We start from the raw sequence: 23391 nt of genomic DNA on the forward strand, positions 1-23391 counted from the left end.
GGAATTCGTCGGTCTCGCCCTAGCGGCGCAGACCCAGTTTCTGGCGGATCGCCTGGTAGCGCGCCTCGTCCTTCTTCTTCAGATAGTCAAGCAGCTTCCGGCGCTTGTTGACCAGCATCAGAAGACCGCGGCGCGAGTGGTTGTCCTTGTGGTGGTCCTTGAAATGCTCGGTCAGGTTGGCGATCCGTTCGGTCAGGATCGCGACCTGCACTTCGGGGGACCCGGTGTCGCCCTCTTCGCGGGCATGTTCCTTGATCAGCGCTTCCTTGCGCTCCGGCGTGATCGACATCGTGCCTCCTTACATAAGCTAGAAATTGAAGCCCCGGTCGATGCTGACGGTGCCTTCGCAAAGCGAAACCAGCGCGACGGGCGTGTTGCCGTCCATCGCGATGTAGCTGCCGTCCGGTTCGGGACGTCCCTCGAGCCGCTGGCCGTGCATCAGCCTGTCGGTCTCTCGGGGGGTGACGGATAAAGCCGGGATGTCGTCCAGCCCTGCCGTCATCGGAAGCACCATGCTTCCAAGGCCGCGCTCCCTAGCGCGCCTTTCCAACATGTCCACTGAAATCGCATTTTCAAGGTCGAAGGGGCCGCACTGCGTGCGTCTCAACATCGACACATGACCCGCGGTCCCGAGCGCATCGGCAATGTCGCGCGCCAGCGACCGGATATAGGTGCCCTTCGAGACCCGCGCCGAGAGCGTGATCGCGTCGAGAGGGCCAGTGGGCAAAGCGTCACCGGTTCCGAGCGCATGCACCGTTACCTCTCTGGCGGGCAGGTCGACATCCTCGCCCCGCCGCGCGCGGGCATAGGCGCGTTCGCCGTCTACCTTCAGCGCCGAATAGGCCGGGGGGTGCTGCCGGATCGGTCCGGTAAAGCTGGGAAGGACGCTCTCGACCTCAGCACATGTCGGCCGAACATCGCTCGTCGCGACGATTTCGCCCTCGGCATCGTCGGTCGCGGTCGCCGTCCCGAATGCGATGGTGAAGTCGTAGGCCTTGTCGCCGTTCAGCATGCGCCCGGTCAGCTTGGTGGCTTCACCGAGCGCGATGGGAAGGACGCCGGTCGCCAGAGGATCGAGCGTGCCGCCATGGCCGACTTTCGGCTTTTTCAGTCCCTCCGCGCGCATCAGCCGCTTCACCTTCGCCACACCGTGGGCAGAGGTGATGCCGAGCGGCTTGTCGAGGATGATCCAGCCGTGAAGGGAGGCCGGAGAGCCGGTGGGAGGGGGTGAAGGGGCGCTCATCAGGCGGGCGAGGTGGCCCGCCGCACCTCGCCGGTCAAGCGCCGGATGAGACGGTCGGAGCCGTTATCCCGCCTTCGGGTCGTTCTCCGCGGCATCTCGCGGCAGGTCGGGATCGGGAATGCGCACCAGGCTGCGCACCTGGCAGGTCTGATCGCGGGTGACGATTTTGCCGAACCGGTCGAAACTGCTGCTGAAGTCGGTGTCGAAGCCCAAAGCGAGCGAATGGCGGAGGCCGAAACAGGGGGCAAATAATTCGGCCCGGTACCAGCGGTCGCCGCGTCCTTCGATCAGCAGTGTTTCGCGGTCCACGACCCGGAAATTCCGGATGCCGCCATGATTGGCGAAGGGGATACGGGCTTCTTCGCCGTAAGGTGACGCCGGGTCTCCTGTCTCGGCGCTTGCCGGGGAGACGGCAAGTACGGCCAGCGCGGCCGCGCAAGCGAGGATCGTCTTCATGATCCTGTCATGACAGACAGGGGCTGAACCCAGCGTGACCGGACCTCCACCGACCCGCCGGACTAGGCGGCGCCGTGACCGGGCTCCTCGTCTTCGTCGTCGTCGAGGTCCCGGGCGACTTCGGGTGACCGAAGGAGCGCGTCGATGCGGCTGGCTTCCTCATAGCTTTCGTCGAGGAGGAACTTCAGCTCGGGCGTGTATTTCGTCGTCAGTGACCGGCCCACCTGCCCACGCAGCGGCTTCACGTTGCGCTTCAGCGCGGCAAGCATGGCCTCGTCATCGCCGCCGATCGACTTCACGAAGGCGGTGGCATGGCGAAGATCGGGCGAGACCCGCACTTCGGAGACGGAAATAATCATGGCGTCGAGATCGGGGTCGTTTGTTTCGCGCCGCTGAAGGACCTCGGAAAGGGTATGGCGGATCTGCTCGCCGACCTTCAGCAGGCGGACCGACCGGCCCTGTTCGGATTCATTGTGCCGCATGTCTATTCGTCCAGCTTCGCGAGAATTTTCCCGATACTGCTCATGTTCCGGGCGGTGCCTTCGGTTCCCAGATGGCGGTGCAGGAAGGGGCGGGTCAGCTTGCTGCGTCCCACTCCATCGACGAAATCGATGTAGATGTCAGCGCCGCCCCTCGCCAGTCGCTCCCGCCCTGGATTGGCCTCAGCCAGCTTCGCGAGACGGGCCTCGTCCACCTCCTCCTGCAGGAAGTGCGTGTGGACGAACTTGGGATCGCCATCCGCCGCAAAGGGATTGCCCGTGAGGCCCGCCGCAAGGCCGTCCCGGTCGCGAACCACCGCATGGCTGTCGAAGCCGAACTCCGCCCGGACCGCTTCGGTCAGGTCTTTCTGAAGGTCGGCGAGCGAGCCCCCTTCATGATCGAACAGCAGGTTGCCGCTCGCAAGCACGGAGGAGACGTTGCGAAAGCCCGCAATCGCCTGACAGCAAGTCACGAGTTCACTCATCTTGAGCCGGTTGCCGCCCGTGTTCAGGCTACCGAACAGGGCGGCATAAAGCGGCATCGACTAGAGGACCCGTTCGCGTTCCTCGATCTCGAACGTCTCGAGGAAGTCGCCTGCCTTGATGTCCTTGAAGTTCTCGAACACGGCGCCGCATTCCAGACCCGCCCGGACTTCGTCGACATCGTCCTTGAACCGGCGAAGGCTGTCGATCTTGCCGTTATAGATGATGACGTCGTCGCGCGTGATGCGGCTGCGGATGCCCTGCTTCAACACGCCCTCGGTCACCAGCATGCCGGCGGCCTTGCCGGTCTTGCCGGCGGGGAAGACTTCCTTGATCTCGGCGCGGCCGACGACATTCTCGATCCGCTCCGGACCCAGCTGACCGGCCATGGCGGCCTTCGTCTCGTCGATCAGGTCGTAGATGACATCGTAGTAACGCAGCTCTGAGCCCTGCTTTTCCGCCGCCTGACGCGCATTGGCGTTCGGGCGGACGTTGAAGCCGTAAATGGGCGCACCCGAGGCGGCAGCAAGCGTGACATCCGACTCGGTGATCGCACCGACACCGGAATGCAGCACGCGAACCTTGATGTCGTCCGTCGAAATCTCGTGCAGCGCGGAGACGATCGCCTCGACCGAGCCTTGGACGTCGCCCTTGACGACGACCGGATATTCCTCGGTCTTGTCGGCAAGCGCACCGAACATGGCATCGACGCTGGTGGGCGCCGTCGCCAGCCGCTTTTTCTTCAGCTGCTCGGCGCGGTATTCCGCCACTTCGGCGGCGCGCCTCTCATTCTCGACGACGGTCAGCGTATCGCCGGCCATGGGAACGCCCGACAGGCCGAGCACCTCGACGGGCTTGGCCGGTCCGGCTTCCTTAACCTGCTTGCCATGCTCGTCGACCAGAGCGCGGACCTTGCCCTGCTGGGCGCCGACGACGAAGATGTCGCCGCGGCGCAGCGTGCCCTTGTTGACGAGGACGGTGGCAACCGGCCCGCGGCCCTTGTCCAGCTTCGCCTCGACCACGGTGGCCTCGGCATCCCGGTCTGGGTTCGCCTTCAGTTCGAGCAGTTCGGCCTGCAGGTTGATCGCCTCGATCAGCTTGTCGAGATTCTGCTTCTTCAGCGCCGAGACCTCGACGTCCTGCACGTCGCCGGACATTTCCTCGACGATCACTTCATGCTCGAGCAGGCGCGTGCGGACCTGGGTGGGGTCGGCGCCTTCCTTGTCCATCTTGTTGATGGCCACGATCATCGGCACGCCGGCGGCCTTCGTGTGGTTGATGGCCTCGATCGTCTGCGGCATCAGCCCGTCGTCGGCGGCCACGACCAGCACGACGATGTCGGTCACGTTCGCACCGCGCGCGCGCATCTCGGAGAAGGCCTGGTGGCCCGGCGTATCGAGGAAGGTGATCGGACCCGAATTCTTCGGGGTCACCTGATAGGCGCCGATATGCTGCGTGATGCCGCCGGCTTCGCCGCGCGTGACGTCGGTGCCGCGCAGGGCATCGAGCAGCGACGTCTTGCCGTGATCGACATGGCCCATGATCGTCACCACCGGGGGACGCGGCTGCAGGCTGGCCTCGTCATCCTCGCTGCGGCTGAGGCCGAGTTCGACGTCGGCATCGCTGACGCGCTTCACCTTGTGGCCGAAATCCTCGACCAGCAGTTCGGCAGTGTCCTGGTCGATGGTCTGGTTGACCGTGACCATTTCGCCCTGCTCGAACAGCTTCTTGACCAGGTCCGCACCGCGTTCGGCCATGCGGTTCGCAAGCTCCTGAATGGTAATCGCTTCGGGAACAACGATTTCGCGAACCTGCTTCTTCGCCTCGGCGGGGTTGAACTGGCCTTCGCGCTTTTCCTTCTCGCGCATCCGGCGCAGCCGGGCCATCGACGGCACGCGGCTGTCTTCGCCGCGCGTGGCGGAGGAGATGGTCAGCTTGCCGGACTTGCGCTCGCCGCGTCCGCCGCGGGACGGGGCCGGCTTGCGGTCGTCCTTCTTGCGGCTTTCCTTCTTGCGGTCGGGCTCAGGCTCTGCCGCCGGTTCGGGCTGCGCGGCAGCACGTTCGGCAGCTTCGCGCTCGGCCTTCTCGCGCTCGGCGGCGAGACGGGCCTCCTCTTCCTCGCGGCGGCGATTCTCTTCGGCGCGGCGGGCTTCTTCTTCCTGCTGATTCTGGCGCCGTTCGTCCTCGCGGCGGCGCGCTTCCTCGGCGAAGCGGAGGCGCTCTTCCTCGGCCTCGCGCAGCAGCTTGTCCTGCAGTTCGCGGCGCGACAGTTGCGTCTGCGGCGGCGTCGGGGCGGGACGGCGCTGGCGCGACGCCGGAGCGGGCGCTGCCTCGGCCTTCTTCCCGGGCGCTGCCTCGGCCTTTTTCTCAGGCGCCTCGGTAGCTGCGGTTTCGGCCGCGGGCTTCGCGTCCTCGGAGGGCTGGGGAGAAGGCTCGGGCGCCGTCTCGGGCTTGGCGGCCGGTGCCTCCTCGGATTCCTTCGCCTTGGGAGCCGGCTTCGGCGGCGCGGGCGGCGCGGACGGATTCGGCGTGAAAGGCGGCTTCGGCGCTTCCGGCATCTTCGGCCGCTCGGGTGCCGCCTCAGGTGCGGCGTCTTGCGCCGGCTCTTCCTTCGCCTGTTCCTGCTCGCCCGGCTTCTTCACGAAGCGGCGCTTGCGTTCCACGACTACCGATTTCTTGCGGCCGTGCGAGAACTGCTGCTGCACCTTGCCCACATCGACGGTCTTCTTGACGCCGAGGGGTTTGCGGGTGCCGAGGGTTTTCTTTTCGTCGCTCATACAGTCCTTCACATAACCTACATGGCCGGCGCTGGGCGCCCGCCATTTCTTTCCTCAAGGCCGCAAAAGGCTCGCCACCGATCGGTGGCAGCCTCGATACGCGTCGCCGCTCCAGCGTTCGTTGAAGCAGCATGTACCACGTTCGCCTGCCCGACCGCCATGGAGAGACGCTCCCGGCCGGCCGGTAGGCGGATTGACTTGGCCCCCGGACGGCCCGATTGCAAGGCGCTGTCCAGTTTGCGCACGCCGTCATCGGCGGCATCAGCCGCATGGAGCAGCAGGCGAGCATCGCCACTGCGCGCTGCCGACAGCACGCGTTCGAAGCCGAAGCTCAGATGTCCGGCGCGGGTTTCGAGACCGATGCGGTCGAACGCCCGGCGTGCGAGTTCTTCCTCGATCGCCGCGGCCAGGTCGTCGGGAACCGAGCGCGCATCGCCCTTGAACGCCCTGCCGAGCGCACCGCGAAGCTTGCCCGAACCCTGCGCGCTGCGAACATCTTCGGCGCTCACGCCGATCCAGGCCCCGCGCCCCGGCGCCTTCGCGGCCGGATCGGGGAGCACATGCCCGTCAGGAGAGAGCGCCAGCCGGATCAGCTGATCCGGGCCGGCCTGCCTACCGCTTAATATGCACGTTCGCTGGGGGTCATTGGTCGCTGTCCGCATGAGCGACCTCCTCGGAGGACGACGTGTCCTCCTCCTCATCGTCGAACCAGTGCGCGCGCGCCGCCATGATCATGCGGTTGGCGTCTTCCTCGCTAAGGTCGTAGCCGCGCAGGAAACCTTCCGGAATGCCGGCATTGCGACTGCCGCGCCCGATCAGTTCGTCGGTCGCTAGGTCGCCAAGATCGTCGAGCGTCTTGATGCCGTTTTCGCCGAGAGTGACGAGCATCTTCTCGGTCAGTCCGTCGATTTCCGCCAGGTCGTCCGACACGCCGAGCTCGCGGCGCTTCTCGCGATAATTGGCCTCGCGCCGCTCCAGCGCCTCATGCGCGCGGCTCTGCAGCTCTTCGGCGATTTCCTCGTCCAGCCCTTCGATGGCTGCGAGTTCGTCACGCTCGATATAGGCGACTTCCTCCAGCTCGGCGAAGCCTTCCGCAACGAGCAGCTGCGAGAGTGTTTCGTCCAGTTCCAGCTCTTCCAGGAACATCTCGGAGCGCTCGGTGAATTCCTTCTGCCGGCGCTCGGATTCCTCGTCCTCGGTCAGGATGTCGATCTGGTGACCGGAAATCTGGCTGGCGAGACGCACATTCTGGCCGCGGCGGCCGATCGCGAGCGAGAGCTGGTCGTCCGGAACGACGACTTCGATGCGGTTCTCGTCCTCATCGATGACGACCTTCGCGACTTCGGCCGGCTGCAGCGCGTTGACGACGAAGGTGGCGGTGTCCTCGGACCAGGGGATGATGTCGATCTTCTCGCCCTGAAGTTCCTGCACGACGGCCTGCACGCGGCTGCCCTTCATGCCGACGCACGCGCCGACGGGATCGATGCTGCCGTCATAGGAAATGACGCCGATCTTCGCGCGGCTGCCCGGGTCGCGGGCGACCGACTTGATCTCGATGATGCCGTCGTAGATTTCCGGCACTTCCTGCGCGAACAGCTTCTTCATGAACTCGCCGGCCGAGCGGGAGAGGAAGATCTGCGGCCCGCGCGGTTCGCGGCGCACATCCTTGATGTAGCAGCGCACCCGGTCGCCGACGCGCAGATTCTCGCGCGGAATCTGTTCGTCGCGGCGAATGACGCCCTCTGCGCGCCCCAGGTCGACGACGATGTGGCCGAACTCGACGCGCTTCACGATGCCCGTCGTGATTTCGCCGATGCGGTCCTTGAACTCTTCGAACTGGCGTTCGCGCTCGGCATCGCGGACCTTCTGGACGATGGTCTGCTTGGCCGCCTGGGCTGCGATGCGGCCGAACTCGATGGGCGGCAGCGGGTCGATGACGAGGCTGCCGAGCGCGGCTTCCGGATCGATCTTCCTAGCCTTTTCGAGGGTCACCTGCGTGAACGGCTCTTCAGGCGCTTCGACGACCTCGAGGACGCGCCACAGGCGAACTTCGCCGGTGTTCGGGTCCATCTTGGCGCGAATGTCGTTTTCCTGGCCGTATTTGGCGCGCGCGCCCTTCTGAATGGCCTCTTCCATCGCCTCGATGACGATCATGCGGTCGATCGACTTCTCGCGCGCAACGGCATCGGCGATCGCCAGGAGTTCGGCGCGGTTCGCGGTAACGGCTGAGCTTGCCATGGTCGTCTCGTCCTCAGTTCATCTGCTGCGGCTGCGTCGCCGCGATTAGGTCGTCGGTCAGCACGAGCTTCGCGCTGTGAATCTCGCTGCGGGGGATCAGGAATTCCTGTCCGCTGCCATCCTCGAGGCGCACCTTCACAGCATCGCCGTCGATGCCCAGAAGCGTACCCTGCATCTTCTTGCGGCCTTCGACCGCCTCGACCAGCTGGATCCGCACCTTGTGGCCCGACCAGAGGGAGAAATCCTTGGCGCGCGTCAGCGGTCGGTCGATGCCGGGAGAGGACACTTCGAGATTATACTCGCCCTCGATGGGATCGGTCTCGTCGAGAAGTTCCGAAATCTCGCGGCTGAGCGCGGCGCACTGATCGATGTGCAGCAGGCCGGCTTCGTCCTCCGCCATGACCTGCAGCGTCGGACCGGCTTCGGTATTGATCATCTGCACGCGCACGAGTTCGAATCCCTGCCGCGTGACAACGGGTTCGATCATTGCTGTCAGGGCCTCGATATCGGCCAGGGCGTGCCTCGTTTCCAACCGTTGTGCGGGCAAGCGCCTCTGGTGCCGGTCCGGGGCTCCGGGCCGACTTCCAGAAGGTTACCCATGTGGAAGATGAACCGAATATAGGCGCAGGCGTTCAGTTCGGCAAGACTATCCATAAGGCCGGAGGGAACCCCCAATGCTTCGCACGATCACATCGATGGCAGCGCTCGCGCTGGCGGCATGCAATGGTGGCGAAGACGTCGCCGCGCAGGATTCCGAGACCAGTCTGACCTATCCGCCGAGCGCAGAGGAAACGGACCAGGTCGCGGACGGTGATCCTTTTTCCATCGAGGAGCTGGGCAGTTTCGACGAACCCTGGGCCATGACCTTCCTGCCGGATGGCCGGCTTCTCGTCACCGAAAAGCCCGGCACGATGAAGATCGTGCAGCTTTCGGGCTATGCCGGGCTGCAGATGGGCAGCGTCGGCGGTATGCCAACGGTCGACTATGGCGGGCAGGGCGGCCTGGGCGACGTGCTTCCGCACCCGGACTTCGCCGACAACAATATCCTTTATGTTTCATTCGCCGAGGCCGGCGATGGCGATACGCGGGGCGCCGCCGTTATGCGCGGTACGCTGGACTGCGAGGGTGTCGAAGGCTGCTCCCTTACGAACGCCGAAGTCATCTGGCGGCAGGCTCCCAAGGTGACCGGGCGCGGCCATTACAGCCACCGGCTCGCCTTCGGTCCCGAGGACTATCTCTGGATCACCTCCGGCGACCGCCAGAAACTGGAGCCCGCACAGGATCTCGAGGCCAATCTGGGCAAGGTCATCCGCCTGAACGAAGACGGCTCGGTTCCAGAGGGCAATCCCTTCGCCGGCCAGTCCGGAGTGACGCCGCAGATCTGGTCCTACGGCCATCGCAACCTGCTCGGCATCGCCTTCGACGAGGCGGGTCGGCTATGGACTCACGAAATGGGTCCGCGCGGCGGGGACGAGGTGAACCTGGTCGAAGCGGGCCACAATTACGGCTGGCCGCGCGTTTCGAACGGCCAGCATTATGACGGCCGCGACATTCCCGACCATGATACCACCAGCGAATATGACGATCCGGAGGAAAGCTGGACGCCCGTCATCTCACCGGCCGGTTTCGTCATTTACGACGGAGAGGCCTTTCCCGGCTGGCAGGGCACGGGGCTGATCGGCGGCCTTTCGAGCCGGGCCATCATCAATGTTGCCCTCGAGCCTGGCGCTGTCAGGGAACTCGACCGCTACGACATGGGCCAGCGCATACGCGAACTCGAGCAGGGTCCCGACGGCCTGCTATATGTGCTGGAGGATGAACGTGGCGGCGAAGGCGGGCGCCTGCTGCGCCTGAGGCCGGCTCGCTGAGCCTCCGCCCACGGATCATCGGGAAAGATTGCGCTAGGGTGAGACGTAAACCTGCGTTAAGCCCTTAGCTGCATGATTTCCCTCGGCCGCGGGGTATGCGGCTGCTGGCGTCCGAATTGAGTAGGCACGATAGGTGGACAGGAAGTTTCCGTTTCTTTCCGGTGGTGGGGAAATGGGCGAGATCATGCGAGCCCATGACTGGGCCTCGACCCCGTTCGGTCCGCTGGAAAGCTGGCCCCAATCGCTACGGTCCGCGCTCAGCATCTGCCTGAACTCCGCCTTTCCCGTGGCCATCTATTGGGGCGAAGAGCTGCGGCTTCTCTACAATGATGCCTGGTCCGTAATTCCAGGCCCCCGTCACCCGTCAGCGCTTGGAAAGCCGGCCAAGGAAGTCTGGTCCGATATCTGGCACATCATCGAACCGCAGCTTGGCCAGGTGTTGGACGGGGAGGGGTTCGCGACGTTCGACCAGCTGCTGCCGATGCAGCGCTACGGTTTCGCCGAGGAAACCTTCTGGAATTACAGTTTCACGCCGATCCGCGGTGAGGACGGCAGCGTCGTGGGCGTCTTCAACTCCGGAAGCGAGACCACGAACAAGGTGCAGGAGGAGCGCCGCCTGTCGCTGCTGTTTCAGCTTGTCGACCGGCTGGGACAGGAGATGTCGGCAGAGGGCATTGTCGAAGGCGCCGCCGAAGTCCTGAGCGAACCCATGCCCGGCGTTTCGGTGGCCCTCGCTCACCAGAAGGATGGCGGGTACGAAATTCTGGGCCCGGGAGAGCCCGCACTGCCGCGACGGCTGGCGCTGCAGCGCGCCAGGACCATGGACGAAAAACTCCTCGAGACGCTGCGGGCCGGGCGTACCGTCGTTTATGACGAGCGCCACCTGGATGCTCTCGGCGAACGAGGCACTGCGAAGATGCGCGAGAAGAACATCGCAGCCCTCCTTGCCGCGCCCATCCTGCAGAATCGTGAGTTCGTTGCCGCCTTCTTCGTCACGGCGAGAGAGCCGCGGATATGGAGCGATGCCGACATTCGGCTGGTCGCCGAAATTGCCGAGCGGGTCTGGAACGCGATCGAACTCGCGAACGCGCGCACGCGCCTGCGGGAGAGCGACGCCCGCTTCGAAATGGCGGTCAACGCCTCGGCCATCGTGGGAACCTGGAACTGGGACCTCGTCAACGATCTCATCTTTACCGACGAGCGTTTCGCGGAACTCTATTCGGTAGAGCCGGCCGCGGCGCGCGAGGGTTTGTCGCTCGATAATTTCCTCGGCAGCCTGCACCCCGACGACAGCGGCTGGGTGAAAGAGCGGATTGAGCAGGCGATCGAGCGGCGCGGAGAGTTTTCGGCCGAATATCGGTTGCAGCAGAAGGATGGGACCGTTCGCTGGGTCCTGGCCGAGGGACGCTGCGAAACGAACGACACCGGCCGCCCGGTGCGGTTTCCCGGCGTGTCCGTAGACCTGACGGATCGCAAAAACGCGGAAGAGAAGCAGGCGCTTCTCGTGCGCGAACTGCACCACCGGGTGAAAAACAATCTCGCGACGGTGCAGTCGATCATCCGCTACGCCCTGCGCACTTCCTCCACGATCGACGAGCTGCAGGAAAGCGTGTCCGCGCGAATCGCCGCGCTAAGCCGGACGCACGACCTTCTCGCGCGCGGGGAGTGGACCACGGTCAGTGTCGAGACCATCTTCAGGACCGAGACGGAGGCCTATGACGATGGCCTGCGCGTCCGTCTGAGCGGACCCGACATCGAACTCGACGCGGATCGCGCGGCGGCGCTCTCGACCGCTGTCCACGAGCTCACGACCAATGCCCTGAAACATGGGGCGCTCAGCAGCGATAAGGGTAATGTCGAGGTGGACTGGCATGTCCACCCGGACTAGGAGGGCCGTACGCTGCACATCTCCTGGACCGAATCGGATGGCCCCCCGGTCAGCGCTCCCACGCAGCAAGGGTTCGGCTCGGTGCTGCTGGAACGGCTTCTCGCCCGCCAGCTCGGCGGCACGGTGGCAGTCGAGTACCCGCCCACCGGTGTAGAGGTGGCGATCGACATGCCTTTGGATCCCGAGCGGGCTCAGGCCACCACGTCGTAGTGTTGCGGCAGGTTGGGCGTCGGCTCGCCCAGCTCTGCCAGGCGCTTCGGAACGCTGCCGTGGACGATGGCGCCGTCCGGCACGTGCCGGGGTCCGCCAGGTCGCGGCTCGATCGCTCCCAAGGCGCCCAAAGCCGCAACAAGAGCGTCGCCAGCCTTCCAGAATGTCGTCATGGTATCGTGTGCGGCTCCCAGTGGATCGGGAGCGATATGCCTGTCGTCAGTGCCATGCACGACGGCGTTCACGCTGCTGGTGACGAAGTCCAGACCGCATTCGCGGGCCTGCTCTATCATCCACACCAGCGGCACTTTGGCGAGCGCGCTTTCAGCCTCGGCATACCCGCCGCCGACATCGCCGTGACCGCCGGCGAACCAGACTTCGCGGACATCCTGTTCGCCCAGAGGCGGCGCAAACGGGTTGCCGCGATAGGGCTGGCCGACAGGCCACAGCTCCGGCTGGAACATGCGCCGCCGTTCGTGCAGCGCGACGGCATGGGCCACCGTCTGCACGCTGGGATTGGTCCTCGTGTAGGCATAGGGGGTTCTCAGCGCGAAATGTTCGATGACCGAGGAGACGGTATCGAATAGCGCCAGCATGCGGATGGGCGGGCGGTCCGGAGCCAGGACGCGCTCATAGAGGCGGACCTCGGCGAAACTGTCGTCGTCCTGTTCGCCGATCCGCTTGTACGCCTTGTACGCATGGTCGAGCAGGTTTTCGTTGCGGGGTTCGATCAGCCCGACCGCGTTGATGAAACCTGCAAGTACCCGGGCGGAATAGGCCCCCCGGCTGAACCCGATCAGGTAGATTCGGTCGCGGTCGGGATGCCCGCCGTCCACACGCGGTCCGGTGCTATAGTTATGCATCAGGAAGCGGTAGGCCTGCTTCACATTCTCATCGAGGCCCCAGCCGGTCGCCAGGTCGCGCACCTCCTTCATTTTGGCGAGACGGGCAAAATAGGGATGGTCGCGGGCGAACGTCCCCACGCCGGGGTCGTAGTAGACCAGCTGCTCGTCGCTCTTTCTGAGGATGCCGTACATGCGCAGCACGTTGGTACGGTCGCGGGAGATCTGGTTCGACGTCCCGTCCATCAGGATAACGATATTCTTGCTCATCGCGCCTCTCTTTCAAAGAGGCCGAATGCGTCCCTGGCGCGTCCCCCTTGCGCTTCGGCTCAGCTGCGTTCCCGCCGCTGGGAACGATCGGCGAGCATAGCCACGAGATCCTGAACGGTCTCGCGCAAATTGTCCGCATCCTCTTCGGAATATTCGAACCCCTCCATCAGGGTAAGCGGTACCTGGGCGGCGCGGGTCTTCAACGTCCGCCCCTGCGCGGTCAACTCGATCAGAACGCGCCGTTCATCCTCCACGTCTCGCGTCCGCGTCACGAAACCGCTGGCTTCCAGACGCTTCAACAGTGGTGTGAGCGTGCCGCCGTCGAGATGCAGCGCGGCGGCGAGTTCGCCGACGGTGCGCGGACTGCGTTCCCAAAGCACAAGCATGGTCAGATATTGCGGATAGGTCAGCCCCAGCTCGGCCAGAACCGGGCGGTAGAGCCGATTTATGAGGTTGGAGGCGGCGTAGAGCGGGAAGCAGACCTGCCGGTCGAGCCTCAACAGTTCTTCCGCCTGGTCCGGCCGGTTTTCGATATCCAGCTCTTCCGGTCCGGATCTGACTCCGCTCATCTGCTGCTTTGCGATGTTCGCCTCCCCTCTGCGGCCTATTTGACCGCTATATTGATCTCCACGTCAATATTCCCCTTTACCGCGTTCGAATAGGGGCAGACAGCATGGGCCCGCGCAGCGGCGTCCTCGGCCTCCTCCGATGTCAGTCCGGCAATGACGACATCGAGCGCAACTGCGAGCGCGAACCCGCCAGCGCCGGCGGGGTTCATGCTGACCGTCGCCGTGACATCCACATCATCGTCCCTGACCTTCTTGTCGTCGGCGCGCGTCGCATGGATGACGGCATTGCCGAAGCAGGCCGCGTAGCCCGCTGCGAACAGCTGTTCGGGGTTGGTAGCTCCGCCGGGGCCGCCGAGTTCCTTCGGAACGGCGAGGTCGAGGTCGAGCACGCCGTCCTTGCTTCTGGCGCGTCCGTTGCGGCCGCCGACGGCGGTGACCTTGGTGGCGTAAAGACTGCTCATGACATCCTCCTTCGAATTGAAGGTGGATAAATATATTGTGCACAAAATAAATCAATGGCCGGAGCCGGTATCAGGGCGTTCCGCTATCGGTGCGCCGATATTGGAAGAACCATAGTTCGCGGCCTTCGCGCAGCGCCTTTTCGGCGTAGCGCGTGAGCGGCCACCCCCCAGGAGCGTCGCGGAAGTCGCGCGGCCGTTCGCCCATCCACTCGAAGTCCTCCCGTCCCGCCATCTGCATCAGCGACCAGCGGCAGTAGACCGGATGATCCGTTGCCAGGCGAAAAATGCCGCCGGGTTTCAGCTTGCGCGCAAACAGATCGAGAGGTCCGGGGTTCATCATGCGCCGCTTCGAATGGCGCGCCTTTGGCCAAGGGTCGGGGTGCAAGAGGTAGAGAAAGGACAAGGCAGCGTCCGGCACGCGCTCCAGCACTTCCAGCGCGTCTCCCATATGCAGGCGTACGTTCGGCAGCCGGTCGTCGCGAATATGCTGCAGGGCACTGACGACGCCGTTCACGAAGGGTTCCGCGCCGATGAAGCCATGATCCGGAAGGAGGTCGGCGCGGTAGGCAAGATGCTCGCCGCCGCCAAAGCCGACTTCGAAATGCAGCGGCCTGTTCTCGCCGAACAGCTCCTGAGAGGTGACCGGTCCCTCCTCCGGAACGGCCAAGGCCGGATACATGTCGTCGAGCAGTTGCTGCTGGCCCGGCCGCAGCCTGTGCCCCTTCGTGCGGCCATACAGCCGGCCGAGCGTCGTGGGATCGCCTTCCTTGAATGCAGTCATGACGCCGTGCCATAGAAGACCGAGGGGCAGGTTCAAGGCGGTTTCGGGGCCGCGCTGAGTATTCGCGCGGGGGGTAGTAGGGTGAACGAGGCTATTTTCTTCTGGCTGGCGCCGAGCGTGCTGGCGATTTTCACGCTTGTGTTTGTCGCCGTTGCCATCAGCCAGCCGGAACATCTTTCCGCGCGATGGGCTGCGGCGGGGTTTGCCGTGGCGCTCGTCGCGCTTCTCGCCGATACGGCCAGAGAGCCCGACAACCTGATATTGATGGCCTGCGCGACGGCGCTGCACTGGGTGGCGCTCGGACTCATATCGACCGCCTACGTGGTGCGCAAAGGCGGGCGACTGCCGCGGCGCTATGTGGGCATCGTGGCCGCCACCGGCCTTGCTGTCCTTCTTCACACCACCTTCGTCGAGCGCGACCCGGCGCTCGGATCCGCGAACGCCAATCTGATCGGGGCGGCGATCCAGGCGGGTGCGCTACCGGTGCTACTGAGGCGCAGCCGAAGCATTATCGACCGGATCCTTGCCGGAACGGTGATCTTCGCCGCCAGCTGCTATTTCCTGCGCGGTGTCCTGTTCCTGCCCCGGGACGCGGCCGAAATCGACGCGGCGGCAGGCTTCTGGAGCCTCTACAACCTCACTTTCTACCTCACGACCGGCGCGCTGGCGCTGATCGGCGGTATCATCCTGCTGCTGGGGATCGGAAGCGACCTGATCGAGCGCCACTCGCGTGCATCCGGCACCGACCACCTGACGGGAATTGCGAACCTGCGCGCATTCGAAGGCTGGATCGGGACCGAGGGCACCCGGGCCGGGTTCGCCGCTGTCCTTCTGGTCGACCTGGACCATTTCAAGGCGATCAATGACCGCTTCGGCCATGAGACAGGCGACCGCGCCCTCATAGCGGCTGCCGGCGTTCTCGACCGGATGGTCGGCGGGGAGGGGCGCGTCGCGAGGATCGGCGGCGAGGAATTCGCCGTCCTGCTTTACCCCGACGGGCAGCGCCGGCCCTCGCAGGTAGCCGAAGATATTCGCGCCGGGCTGGCGGGGCTCGAAATTGCAGGCATTCCGGGAGGGCTGACGGGAAGTGTGGGCGTCGTGCCCATCGGCGACGCTTCGCTCAGGCAGGCGCTGCGCGCCGCCGACCAGGCCGTCTACGCCGCAAAGCGCGAAGGCCGAAATCGCGTCATGAGCGTCGATGCCCCGAGCGGCTCCCTGCCTGCAACCGACAGGCCGCTCGCCGCGGAGTGAGGACGCTCGCGCGACGTGGTGCCTAGAACGCGCTCTTCAGCTCATCCACCAGGTCGGTCCGTTCCCAGGGGAACAGGTCGCCGTCAGGCGTGCGCCCGAAGTGCCCATAGGCCGCGCTCTTCTGGTAGATCGGCTTGTTGAGGTTCAGATGCTCGCGAATGCCGCGCGGGGTGAGGCGCACGCGCTCGCGCAGCCAGTTCTCCAGTTTCGCCGGGTCGACCTGCGGGTCCGACCCCAGGTCGACGTAGAGAGACAGCGGCTCAGACACGCCGATGGCATAGCTGAGCTGAATGGTGCAGCGCTTTCCAATGCCGGCGGCGACGATGTTCTTCGCCATGTAGCGCGTGATGTAGGCGGCCGAACGGTCGACCTTGGTCGGGTCCTTGCCAGAGAAGGCGCCGCCGCCATGGGGCGCCGCGCCGCCATAGGTGTCGACGATGATCTTGCGGCCTGTCAGGCCGGCATCCCCGTCCGGGCCGCCGATCTCGAACGCGCCGGTGGGATTGATGTGGAAAACCGTCTTGTCGTCGACCCAGCCGTCCGGCAGCTCCGCCGCGATCACGTCGCGGACATATGACTTCAGCTCGGCTTCCTTCGCGCCTTCATGATATCCCGCCGCGTGCTGGGTCGAGACGACGACCGCCTCGGCGCGCTGGGGCATGCCATCCACGTAGCGCAGCGTGACCTGGCTTTTGGCGTCGGGTTCCAGGAAGGCGACCTTGCGGCCCTTCCGGTCGTCGGCCAGCCGCTTCAGGATGCGGTGCGAGTAGTGCAACGTCGCCGGCATCAGCTCCGGCGTCTCGTCGCAGGCGAATCCGAACATGATGCCCTGGTCGCCGGCGCCCTCGTCCTTGTTCGATCCCTCTCCGCCGGCGTCGACACCCTGAGCGATTTCCGTCGACTGGCCGTGCAGGAAGTTCTGCAGGTCCAGCGTGCGCCAGTGAAACCCCTCCTGCTCGTAGCCGATATCCTTGACCGTGGAGCGGACCGCATCCTCGATCGCCTCCAGGGAGCCTGGGGCCCAGCCATGCGTCGTGGCATGTTCCGCCAGGTCGTACATCGGCCGGCACCGAACCTCGCCTGCCAGCACGACCCTGTCGGTGGTCGTCAGCGTTTCGCACGCCACGCGGGCTTCCGGTTCCTTGTCGATCATCAGGTCGACGACGGCATCGGAAATCTGGTCGGAGACCTTGTCCGGATGTCCTTCGGAAACGCTCTCGCTGGTGAAGATATAGTCGCTGCGGGCCATGTTGTTCGCCTGTTCGAATGGAGACAGTTCGAGGGTGAAGGGGCGGCTTAACTGGGCTCAGGCAGGCAGGCAAGGAAGCATATAAAGATATCCTTATATGTGTGAGGCTGTCTGCGGTTCAGCTGCGACGAGACCTAGCCGGGAGGGCAAGCGCGCCTGCAAGCAGAAACAGTGCGAGGGCGATGGGAAGGGCGTTGCCGGTCCTTGCGAACAGCGTCTCGGCGCGCGGCAGCGGCAGCGAAGCCTGGATCACCCCGGCCTCGTGGCGGGGCAGGGATGCGATTACCTCGCCATAGGGATCAATCACGGCGCTGATGCCCGTTGGCGTGGAGCGCACGAGCGGCAGGCCCTGTTCGATCGCCCGCAGGCGCGCGTGCGCAAGGTGCATCGCCGCGCCGCCATCGCTGAACCAGGCGTCGTTGGAGACGTTCAGCAGCCAGGCAGGCCGGGTCGCGCCGTCGGCCTGCTCGGCATAGACCGCCTCGTAGCAGATCATGGCCACAAGGTCGGGAAAGCCGGGCAGCGCCATGACCCGCGGCCGCGTGCCGGCATAGGTATCGACGCTGCTCGGCGCGAAGCTGTCGAGCCCGATCCTGGACAGAACGGGGCGCAGCGGCAGATATTCGCCATAGGGCACCAGCCGCTGCTTGTCGTAGCGCGCATGAATGCCGCCATCGGGGCCGATGGCATAAAGGCTGTTAAGGCCCGCCCAGGGATCGTCCGACGACTGGCCCGGTACCAGTTTCAGCGCGCCGGTCAGGAACAGGTCGCGTTCCCCGAGCAGCAGAACCGCAAGGTCGCGGCGCAGGTCGGGCCGTGTGTCGAGGGTGCGTGGAATCGCCGCCTCCGGCCAGATCAGCAGGCGGGCTTCGCCGCCGGGCGGGGGCGAGAGGTCGATATACCGCTGCAAATTCCGGTAGAAGGCGCCCTCGGCATATTTCTCTTCCTGCGGGATATTGGCTTGGACGATATCGACGCGCGTGTCCGAGGGCGTGGGATCGCCCTGCGTAAGCCAGCCGAGAATGAGCGCGGTGGCAAGCGGCGCAAGCAGGGCACGGCCGCCCCCGAGCGGCTCCGCAAGCGGCGCGAAAACCCAGCCTTCGCGCCAATGTCTGCGCACTTCCGCCGCCGTCAGCATGATGGCGTAGCCCGCCAGCAGCATGACGCCGCTCATGCCGAGCGCGCCGACCCACGAAGCGCCTTGCGCAGCGGGGCCGAGCGACAGGGTCGTGATCCCCAGGGGGTTCCAGCCAAATCCCGTCATCAGATAGCCGCGCAGCCATTCGGTCAGCATCCAGGCGCCGGCAAAGGCGAGTGCGCGAGCCATTGGCGCCTTGCGAAAGCGGCTGGCGAGTGCCGCAGCAACCGCCGGGTAAGTCGCCATGAACATGGACAAACCCACAACGGCCACCCAGCCGAGCCAGGCGGGCATGTTCGCCTGGAACTGGAAGGCATGGGCGATCCAATATTGCCCGGCGAGAAAATTTCCGAACGCCCAGGCCCAAGCGGAGACGAAGACGCTGCCGCGGCCTGCACCGTTTCGGGCGCCTGTCTCGACGACAAGGCAGAGCACGGCCAGCGAGACGAGCGTAACCGGCCACAAGCCGAAGGGCGCGAAGCCGAGCCCGCCCAGGCCGCCCGCAGCGAACAGCAGCGCACGCCGCCGCCAAAGCCCCATCCGCAGCGCCATTGCAGCGGTCAGTCGGCGCTTCTCTGCACGCGGACGCGCTCGACGCGGCGCTCATCGCCAGCGAGGATCTCGAACCGCCAGCCGGCCGGATGTTCGACCGTTTCGCCCTGTGCGGGAACGCGCCCTTCGATCATGAACAGCAACCCGCCGACCGTGTCGATCTCGCCGTCGACGGCCGAGGTGAAGTCGGTTTCGAGCCGCTCTTCGAAATCGTCGATGTCGACCCGTGCCTCTACCTCGTAGCCCCCGGTGGGCAGCGGCCGAATGGGCTCGTCCTCGGGCTCGTCATGTTCGTCCTCGATCTCGCCCACGATCTCCTCGACGATGTCCTCGACCGTGACGAGGCCGTCCGTCCCGCCATATTCGTCGACGACGATGGCCATGTGCGTTCGGTTCGTGCGCATGCGGGCGAGAAGGTCGAGAACCCTCATGGCGGAGGGGACGAAGAGGACGGGCCGAACGAGATCGGCTATCTTCGCACTTTCGCCGCGATCCATCGCCAGTTCGTTGAACAGGTCCTTCACGTGAATCATGCCGAGGACCTTGTCGAGTTCACCAGCGTAAATGGGCAGGCGGCTGTGGCCGGCATCGGCAAAGGCGGCGACCAGTTCGTTGACTTCGCCCGACGCTTCGAAGGCCATGATGTCGCCGCGCGGCACCATGATGTCGCCGGCCTTGCGTTCACCGAAATCGAGCAGGTTGCGCAGCATCAGCCGTTCGGGCGCGCTCAGGTCGCCGGAGACGAGGCCCGTCTCCTCATCGTCCTCATGCTCTTCGAGCGCGCCTTCTATGGCCTCGCGGAGAGAGGTGCCGCGGCCGAAAAGCAGGCTCTTCATGACGCGGAGAATGGGTCTCGACGCGCTGCCGTCGCTTGGCTGGGAGGCCATGGCTTCAGTCCGTCTCCGAACCCTGGCGGTAGGGATCGGCAATGTTCATGCCGTTCAGGATTTCCGTTTCGAGCCGCTCCATGTCGTCGGCATCCGCATCGGTCTCGTGGTCGTAACCGACCAGGTGCAGCGTCCCATGCACGATCAGATGGGCGGCATGGGCGGCGATGCTGACGTCCTTTTCCTCGGCCTCGCGGCGGCAGGTGGCCCCGGCAAGGATGATATCGCCCAGCAGTGCTTCACCGTCATCGGTGTTGGCGAGGGAGGCCAGGAGGTCTTCCTGCACGGCGGGGAAACTGAGAACGTTGGTGGGCTTGTCCTTCTGACGAAAGCGGTCGTTCAGAGTGCGGACGGTCGCGTCGTCGGAGAATTTGACCGACACCTCGCAGATGAGCGGCCGGTCGAGCAGGTGACCATGCGGACTGCCGGCGAGGGCAGCGCGAACGGCGTCACTCGCAGTGCGGGAAAAGTCCAGGCTGGGCCATTCATCGCCCTCCACGGAAGTTTCGACGTTAAGCATCGGCGCCCTCATACGCTTTTACGATACGCGCGACGATAGGTGCGCGAACCACGTCCGCAGTGCCGAACCTGACTGTCCCGATCCCCTCGATTCCTTCGAGCCGGCCGACGGCGTCGGCAAGGCCGGAGCGCCCCGCATCCGGCAGGTCGACCTGCTTGGGATCGCCGCAGACGACCATGCGGCTGTTTTCCCCGAAACGGGTCAGGAACATCTTCATCTGCTGCGGCGTCGTGTTCTGCGCCTCGTCGAGGATGATGAAGGCATTGGCGAGCGTCCGGCCGCGCATGAAGGCAAGTGGGGCGATCTCGATCTCCCCTGCCGCGATGCGGCGCTCCACCTGCTCGGCGGGAAGCATGTCGTACAGCGCGTCGTAAAGCGGGCGGAGATAGGGGTCGACCTTCTCCTTCATATCGCCCGGCAGGAAGCCCAGTCGCTCGCCCGCCTCGACCGCCGGCCGCGAAAGGATCAGCCGGTCCACCGAGCCGGTAATGAGCTGACTGACCGCCTGAGCGACCGCGACATAGGTCTTGCCGGTACCTGCCGGCCCCAGCGCGAAGATGACGTCTTCGGACGCGAGGGCCTGCATGTAGTGAAGTTGCATCGGCGTACGCGGGGCGATCGTCTTGCGCCGCGTGCGGATGACGATGGAGGGGCGCTTCTTCTTGTCGTCGACGATCTCGAGCCCATCGAGCATCGGCTCGTCGCCCATGGCGATCGCCGTCCCGACGTCGGTCGGCGAGATGTCTCGCCCCTGCATCAACTGCTCGTGAAGCGACTTCAAGACGTCGCGGGCCCGCGCCGCCGCGTCCGCCTGGCCCTCGATCGTGACCTTGTCGCCCCGCGCGGCGATATAGACGCCGAGCCGGTTCTCGATGGCGATCAGGTTCTGGTCGTACTGACCGAAAAGCGGACCGAGAAGATCGGGGCGATCGAACTGGATGTTCAGCCGAACGCGGTCCGAAGGTTCCGGGACGGGATCTGCCGCCTTGCGCTTTATGCCCGCCATTTCTTGCTCAGGCCGCCTTTCTGTCCGTTCTCAGGCCCGACAGCGAGTTCGGGCCGGCCGTATCTATACGCACTTCGACTATATCACCGACACTCGCCCCATCGGCGCTGAAATGCACGGACTGCAGCCAGGGTGATTTCCCGAGCAACTGTCCGGGACGGCGTCCGTTCCGCTCCGCCAGGACATCGCAAGTCACGCCGCGCGTGCCTTCGTTGAAAGCGAGCTGCTGCTCGTTCAAAAGGGCCTGGAGCCGCGCCAGCCGCTCCGTTTTCACCTCTTCGGCGATCTGGTCGCCCATGGTGGCGGCGGGCGTACCCGGCCGCGGCGAATATTTGAAGCTGTAGGCCTGCGCATAGCCGGTGCGCCGCACGATCTCGAGCGTGGCCTCGAACTCGGCGTCGGTTTCGCCGGGAAAGCCGACGATGAAATCGCCGCTGATCGCCATGTCCGGTCGCACCCGCCGCAGGGCTTCGATCGTCTCCACATAGCTTTCGGCGCTGTGGCTGCGGTTCATCGCCTTCAGAACGCGGTCGCTGCCGGATTGCACGGGAAGATGCAGATAGGGCATCAACGCCTCGATCTCGCCATGCGCCGAAATCAACTCGTCGGTCATGTCGGCGGGGTGGCTGGTGGTATAGCGGATTCGCGATATGCCCGGCACGTCGGCGACCCGGCGGATGAGGTCCGCGAAGCCCGTACCCCGCGCATCGCGATAGGCGTTCACATTCTGTCCGAGCAGGACGAGTTCGCGCGCGCCCGCTTCCGCAAGTCGGTGGGCCTCCTCCAGCACCGTATCGGCATCGCGCGATACTTCGGCGCCGCGCGTATAGGGCACCACGCAGTAGGTGCAGAACTTGTCGCAGCCCTCCTGAATGGTGAGGAAGCTGGAGGGTGCAGCCCGGCGTCGCTGGCCGAGCGCCTTGAACTTCTCCAGTGTCGGCAGGTCGGTGTCGACCGAGCGCTGGCCGCTCGCGGCGCGCTCCACCATCTGCGGCAGGCGGTGATAGGCCTGCGGACCGACGATCACGCCCACATCGGGGGCGCGGCGCGCGATCTCTTCACCCTCAGCCTGGGCGACGCAGCCCGCGACCGCGACCACGGGCTTCCATCCGCGCTCGGCGGCGGCCTTCTTGATGCGGCCGATTTCCGAATAGACCTTTTCCGCGGCCTTCTCTCGGATATGGCAAGTATTAAGGACGACGACGTCGGCGTCGTCCTGTGTTGCCGCGCGCGTCATCCCCGCATCGCCCAGCAGTTCTTCCATCCGCTCGGCGTCGTAGACATTCATCTGGCAGCCATAGCTGCGCACGAAATAACGTTTGGGATCAGTCATGGCACGGAAAGGTCAGACGCGGGGAAAAGCGGCGCGGATAAGTCAGGCACAGGGCCGAGTCGAGCTTCATCGCGGTCGAGCATAGTCGGACATCGCCTGCCTGTAACCCCTTTGGATGGTGTCGTAGCAATAGCGCGCCAGTGCCTTGCGGTCCTTGAAACCGGTCGGATCGACGGGCTCGTGGAAGACGACGTCTGCCCGCACATGGCGCAGGCGCAGCCAATCGACGACGCTCTCCCCGACGGTATAGTCGCCGATCCAGCATAGAAACGGCCAGCGTGCGCGGGTTGCGGGCATGGCGCGGACGCGCGTGAAGGCGAGGCTTACGGGCTGCACCATGACACCGGGCGCTTCGCCGCTGGCGAGGCCGTGAAACAGCGGCGTCTTGAAGGGACGCGGGCGGCGCCCGTCATTGGTCGTGGCCTCGGGAAACATGATGCAGCTGTCGCCGCCGGCCAGGGTGGCCGTCAGCATGTTCTTCTGCTCGCCCGATCCGCGCTTGTCCTCGCGGTTCACGAACAGGGTGCGCTGCTGCGCACAGAAGAAGGCGAGCGCCTTCGCGTCCGAAATCTCGGCCTTCGCGACGAACCGCGCGCGCAGATACTGGCCCAGGATCGGGATGTCGGTCCAACTGAGATGATTGGCAATGAACAGGGTTGTGCCGCTGGCAGGCGTCCCGTGCTTTCGCACCGTCACACCGATGGCGTGGTTCAGCATGCGATGAAACAGTTTCGGGATGACCGGCTGCCGCCTGGGGAACAGCCGCATGGACAGCATGTTCAGCGGGACGAGGATGACGACCGCCGGGACGAGCCAGAACAGGATCCGTTCCCAGGGAATGCGATCCGCATAGGAATAGACGTGGGAATAGCCCGGCTCCGTCTCCACGG

The 23391-nt window shown here is 65.1% G+C and carries 23 protein-coding genes; 3 read left to right on the top strand and 20 right to left on the bottom strand.

Annotated features, from left to right (window positions below; genetic code table 11):
• Positions 1 to 19: 19 nt before the first annotated feature.
• The 9 genes from rpsO to rimP all read right to left on the bottom strand — a co-directional run bounded on the left by rpsO (position 20) and on the right by rimP (position 8223).
• Complete coding sequence (gene rpsO / locus KCN53_RS06220; protein WP_088710947.1) at positions 20 to 289, bottom strand: 30S ribosomal protein S15; 270 nt, start codon at positions 287 to 289, stop codon at positions 20 to 22.
• Positions 290 to 307: 18 nt separating this feature from the next.
• Positions 308 to 1243 (bottom strand): tRNA pseudouridine(55) synthase TruB, encoded by a 936-nt coding sequence (gene truB, locus KCN53_RS06225; RefSeq protein ID WP_088710946.1) that lies wholly within the window; start codon positions 1241 to 1243, stop codon positions 308 to 310.
• A 63-nt stretch (positions 1244 to 1306) separates the two neighbouring features.
• The gene (locus KCN53_RS06230) at positions 1307 to 1699 is read right to left on the bottom strand and encodes a DUF6491 family protein (protein ID WP_088710945.1); all 393 of its coding nucleotides are present in this window, start codon (positions 1697 to 1699) and stop codon (positions 1307 to 1309) included.
• Positions 1700 to 1761: 62 nt separating this feature from the next.
• On the bottom strand, positions 1762 to 2181 hold the full coding sequence (rbfA, locus tag KCN53_RS06235; RefSeq protein ID WP_088710944.1) for a 30S ribosome-binding factor RbfA: 420 nt from the start codon (positions 2179 to 2181) through the stop codon (positions 1762 to 1764).
• A 2-nt stretch (positions 2182 to 2183) separates the two neighbouring features.
• On the bottom strand, positions 2184 to 2720 hold the full coding sequence (locus KCN53_RS06240) for a DUF1697 domain-containing protein (RefSeq protein ID WP_088710943.1): 537 nt from the start codon (positions 2718 to 2720) through the stop codon (positions 2184 to 2186).
• A 3-nt stretch (positions 2721 to 2723) separates the two neighbouring features.
• A complete protein-coding gene (infB, locus tag KCN53_RS06245) occupies positions 2724 to 5438 on the bottom strand; it encodes a translation initiation factor IF-2 (protein ID WP_088710942.1) in 2715 nt (904 codons plus the stop codon).
• A gap of 17 nt (positions 5439 to 5455) precedes the next feature.
• The gene (locus KCN53_RS06250; RefSeq protein ID WP_172406132.1) at positions 5456 to 6100 is read right to left on the bottom strand and encodes a DUF448 domain-containing protein; all 645 of its coding nucleotides are present in this window, start codon (positions 6098 to 6100) and stop codon (positions 5456 to 5458) included.
• Entirely contained in the window at positions 6081 to 7676 is a 1596-nt protein-coding gene (gene nusA / locus KCN53_RS06255) for a transcription termination factor NusA (RefSeq protein ID WP_088710940.1), read from the bottom strand. Before nusA ends, KCN53_RS06250 begins: the two co-directional genes overlap by 20 nt.
• A gap of 13 nt (positions 7677 to 7689) precedes the next feature.
• Complete coding sequence (gene rimP / locus KCN53_RS06260; RefSeq protein WP_317988407.1) at positions 7690 to 8223, bottom strand: ribosome maturation factor RimP; 534 nt, start codon at positions 8221 to 8223, stop codon at positions 7690 to 7692.
• Positions 8224 to 8350: 127 nt separating this feature from the next.
• Between rimP and KCN53_RS06265 the strand changes: the two genes are divergently transcribed.
• On the top strand, positions 8351 to 9544 hold the full coding sequence (locus tag KCN53_RS06265) for a PQQ-dependent sugar dehydrogenase (RefSeq protein ID WP_207790583.1): 1194 nt from the start codon (positions 8351 to 8353) through the stop codon (positions 9542 to 9544).
• A gap of 133 nt (positions 9545 to 9677) precedes the next feature.
• Positions 9678 to 11432: a PAS domain-containing sensor histidine kinase gene (locus tag KCN53_RS06270; RefSeq protein ID WP_143712149.1), complete on the top strand. Its 1755-nt coding sequence runs from the start codon at positions 9678 to 9680 to the stop codon at positions 11430 to 11432.
• A gap of 191 nt (positions 11433 to 11623) precedes the next feature.
• Here KCN53_RS06270 and KCN53_RS06275 read toward each other — a convergent pair whose 3' ends face one another.
• The 4 genes from KCN53_RS06275 to trmB all read right to left on the bottom strand — a co-directional run bounded on the left by KCN53_RS06275 (position 11624) and on the right by trmB (position 14565).
• Entirely contained in the window at positions 11624 to 12754 is a 1131-nt protein-coding gene (locus KCN53_RS06275; RefSeq protein ID WP_088710938.1) for a T6SS phospholipase effector Tle1-like catalytic domain-containing protein, read from the bottom strand.
• A 59-nt stretch (positions 12755 to 12813) separates the two neighbouring features.
• Positions 12814 to 13323 (bottom strand): MarR family winged helix-turn-helix transcriptional regulator, encoded by a 510-nt coding sequence (locus tag KCN53_RS06280; protein ID WP_088710937.1) that lies wholly within the window; start codon positions 13321 to 13323, stop codon positions 12814 to 12816.
• A 35-nt stretch (positions 13324 to 13358) separates the two neighbouring features.
• Positions 13359 to 13784: an Ohr family peroxiredoxin gene (locus KCN53_RS06285; protein WP_088710936.1), complete on the bottom strand. Its 426-nt coding sequence runs from the start codon at positions 13782 to 13784 to the stop codon at positions 13359 to 13361.
• A gap of 70 nt (positions 13785 to 13854) precedes the next feature.
• A complete protein-coding gene (gene trmB, locus KCN53_RS06290) occupies positions 13855 to 14565 on the bottom strand; it encodes a tRNA (guanine(46)-N(7))-methyltransferase TrmB (RefSeq protein ID WP_088713265.1) in 711 nt (236 codons plus the stop codon).
• An 81-nt stretch (positions 14566 to 14646) separates the two neighbouring features.
• On the opposite strand from trmB, the gene KCN53_RS06295 reads away from it, so the two are divergent.
• Positions 14647 to 15816 (top strand): GGDEF domain-containing protein, encoded by a 1170-nt coding sequence (locus KCN53_RS06295; protein ID WP_088710935.1) that lies wholly within the window; start codon positions 14647 to 14649, stop codon positions 15814 to 15816.
• A gap of 22 nt (positions 15817 to 15838) precedes the next feature.
• Here KCN53_RS06295 and metK read toward each other — a convergent pair whose 3' ends face one another.
• The 7 genes from metK to KCN53_RS06330 all read right to left on the bottom strand — a co-directional run bounded on the left by metK (position 15839) and on the right by KCN53_RS06330 (position 23389).
• On the bottom strand, positions 15839 to 17065 hold the full coding sequence (gene metK / locus KCN53_RS06300; protein WP_088710934.1) for a methionine adenosyltransferase: 1227 nt from the start codon (positions 17063 to 17065) through the stop codon (positions 15839 to 15841).
• A 118-nt stretch (positions 17066 to 17183) separates the two neighbouring features.
• Positions 17184 to 18755 carry an apolipoprotein N-acyltransferase gene (gene lnt / locus KCN53_RS06305; RefSeq protein ID WP_088710933.1) on the bottom strand — a complete coding sequence of 524 codons (1572 nt, stop codon included), beginning with the start codon at positions 18753 to 18755 and terminating at the stop codon, positions 17184 to 17186.
• 8 nt (positions 18756 to 18763) lie between these two features.
• On the bottom strand, positions 18764 to 19591 hold the full coding sequence (locus KCN53_RS06310; RefSeq protein WP_224199392.1) for a hemolysin family protein: 828 nt from the start codon (positions 19589 to 19591) through the stop codon (positions 18764 to 18766).
• 55 nt (positions 19592 to 19646) lie between these two features.
• Entirely contained in the window at positions 19647 to 20162 is a 516-nt protein-coding gene (gene ybeY, locus KCN53_RS06315) for an rRNA maturation RNase YbeY (protein WP_088710931.1), read from the bottom strand.
• A complete protein-coding gene (locus KCN53_RS06320) occupies positions 20155 to 21168 on the bottom strand; it encodes a PhoH family protein (RefSeq protein WP_088710930.1) in 1014 nt (337 codons plus the stop codon). The genes ybeY and KCN53_RS06320 overlap by 8 nt, the downstream gene beginning before the upstream one ends.
• Before the next feature lie 7 nt (positions 21169 to 21175).
• Positions 21176 to 22501, bottom strand: coding sequence for a tRNA (N6-isopentenyl adenosine(37)-C2)-methylthiotransferase MiaB (gene miaB / locus KCN53_RS06325; RefSeq protein WP_088710929.1), 1326 nt, complete (start codon positions 22499 to 22501; stop codon positions 21176 to 21178).
• Positions 22502 to 22567: 66 nt separating this feature from the next.
• A complete protein-coding gene (locus tag KCN53_RS06330) occupies positions 22568 to 23389 on the bottom strand; it encodes a lysophospholipid acyltransferase family protein (protein ID WP_088710928.1) in 822 nt (273 codons plus the stop codon).
• Positions 23390 to 23391 lie beyond the last annotated feature (2 nt).

It is taken from the genome of Pacificimonas aurantium (assembly GCF_020092905.1).
Taxonomy (GTDB): domain Bacteria; phylum Pseudomonadota; class Alphaproteobacteria; order Sphingomonadales; family Sphingomonadaceae; genus Pacificimonas; species Pacificimonas aurantium.

Coding starts and splice junctions, on each gene's coding strand:
- lnt (WP_088710933.1), bottom strand. CDS start 18,755: ATGGCGCTGCGGATGGGGCTTTGGCGGCGGCGTGCGCTGCTGTTCGCT.
- KCN53_RS06240 (WP_088710943.1), bottom strand. CDS start 2,720: ATGCCGCTTTATGCCGCCCTGTTCGGTAGCCTGAACACGGGCGGCAAC.
- rbfA (WP_088710944.1), bottom strand. CDS start 2,181: ATGCGGCACAATGAATCCGAACAGGGCCGGTCGGTCCGCCTGCTGAAG.
- KCN53_RS06310 (WP_224199392.1), bottom strand. CDS start 19,591: ATGAAGAGCCTGCTTTTCGGCCGCGGCACCTCTCTCCGCGAGGCCATA.
- KCN53_RS06285 (WP_088710936.1), bottom strand. CDS start 13,784: ATGAGCAGTCTTTACGCCACCAAGGTCACCGCCGTCGGCGGCCGCAAC.
- KCN53_RS06230 (WP_088710945.1), bottom strand. CDS start 1,699: ATGAAGACGATCCTCGCTTGCGCGGCCGCGCTGGCCGTACTTGCCGTC.
- nusA (WP_088710940.1), bottom strand. CDS start 7,676: ATGGCAAGCTCAGCCGTTACCGCGAACCGCGCCGAACTCCTGGCGATC.
- KCN53_RS06250 (WP_172406132.1), bottom strand. CDS start 6,100: ATGCGGACAGCGACCAATGACCCCCAGCGAACGTGCATATTAAGCGGT.
- miaB (WP_088710929.1), bottom strand. CDS start 22,501: ATGACTGATCCCAAACGTTATTTCGTGCGCAGCTATGGCTGCCAGATG.
- truB (WP_088710946.1), bottom strand. CDS start 1,243: ATGAGCGCCCCTTCACCCCCTCCCACCGGCTCTCCGGCCTCCCTTCAC.
- infB (WP_088710942.1), bottom strand. CDS start 5,438: ATGAGCGACGAAAAGAAAACCCTCGGCACCCGCAAACCCCTCGGCGTC.
- KCN53_RS06320 (WP_088710930.1), bottom strand. CDS start 21,168: ATGGCGGGCATAAAGCGCAAGGCGGCAGATCCCGTCCCGGAACCTTCG.
- KCN53_RS06265 (WP_207790583.1), top strand. CDS start 8,351: ATGCTTCGCACGATCACATCGATGGCAGCGCTCGCGCTGGCGGCATGC.
- KCN53_RS06280 (WP_088710937.1), bottom strand. CDS start 13,323: ATGAGCGGAGTCAGATCCGGACCGGAAGAGCTGGATATCGAAAACCGG.
- trmB (WP_088713265.1), bottom strand. CDS start 14,565: ATGACTGCATTCAAGGAAGGCGATCCCACGACGCTCGGCCGGCTGTAT.
- KCN53_RS06275 (WP_088710938.1), bottom strand. CDS start 12,754: ATGAGCAAGAATATCGTTATCCTGATGGACGGGACGTCGAACCAGATC.
- metK (WP_088710934.1), bottom strand. CDS start 17,065: ATGGCCCGCAGCGACTATATCTTCACCAGCGAGAGCGTTTCCGAAGGA.
- ybeY (WP_088710931.1), bottom strand. CDS start 20,162: ATGCTTAACGTCGAAACTTCCGTGGAGGGCGATGAATGGCCCAGCCTG.
- rpsO (WP_088710947.1), bottom strand. CDS start 289: ATGTCGATCACGCCGGAGCGCAAGGAAGCGCTGATCAAGGAACATGCC.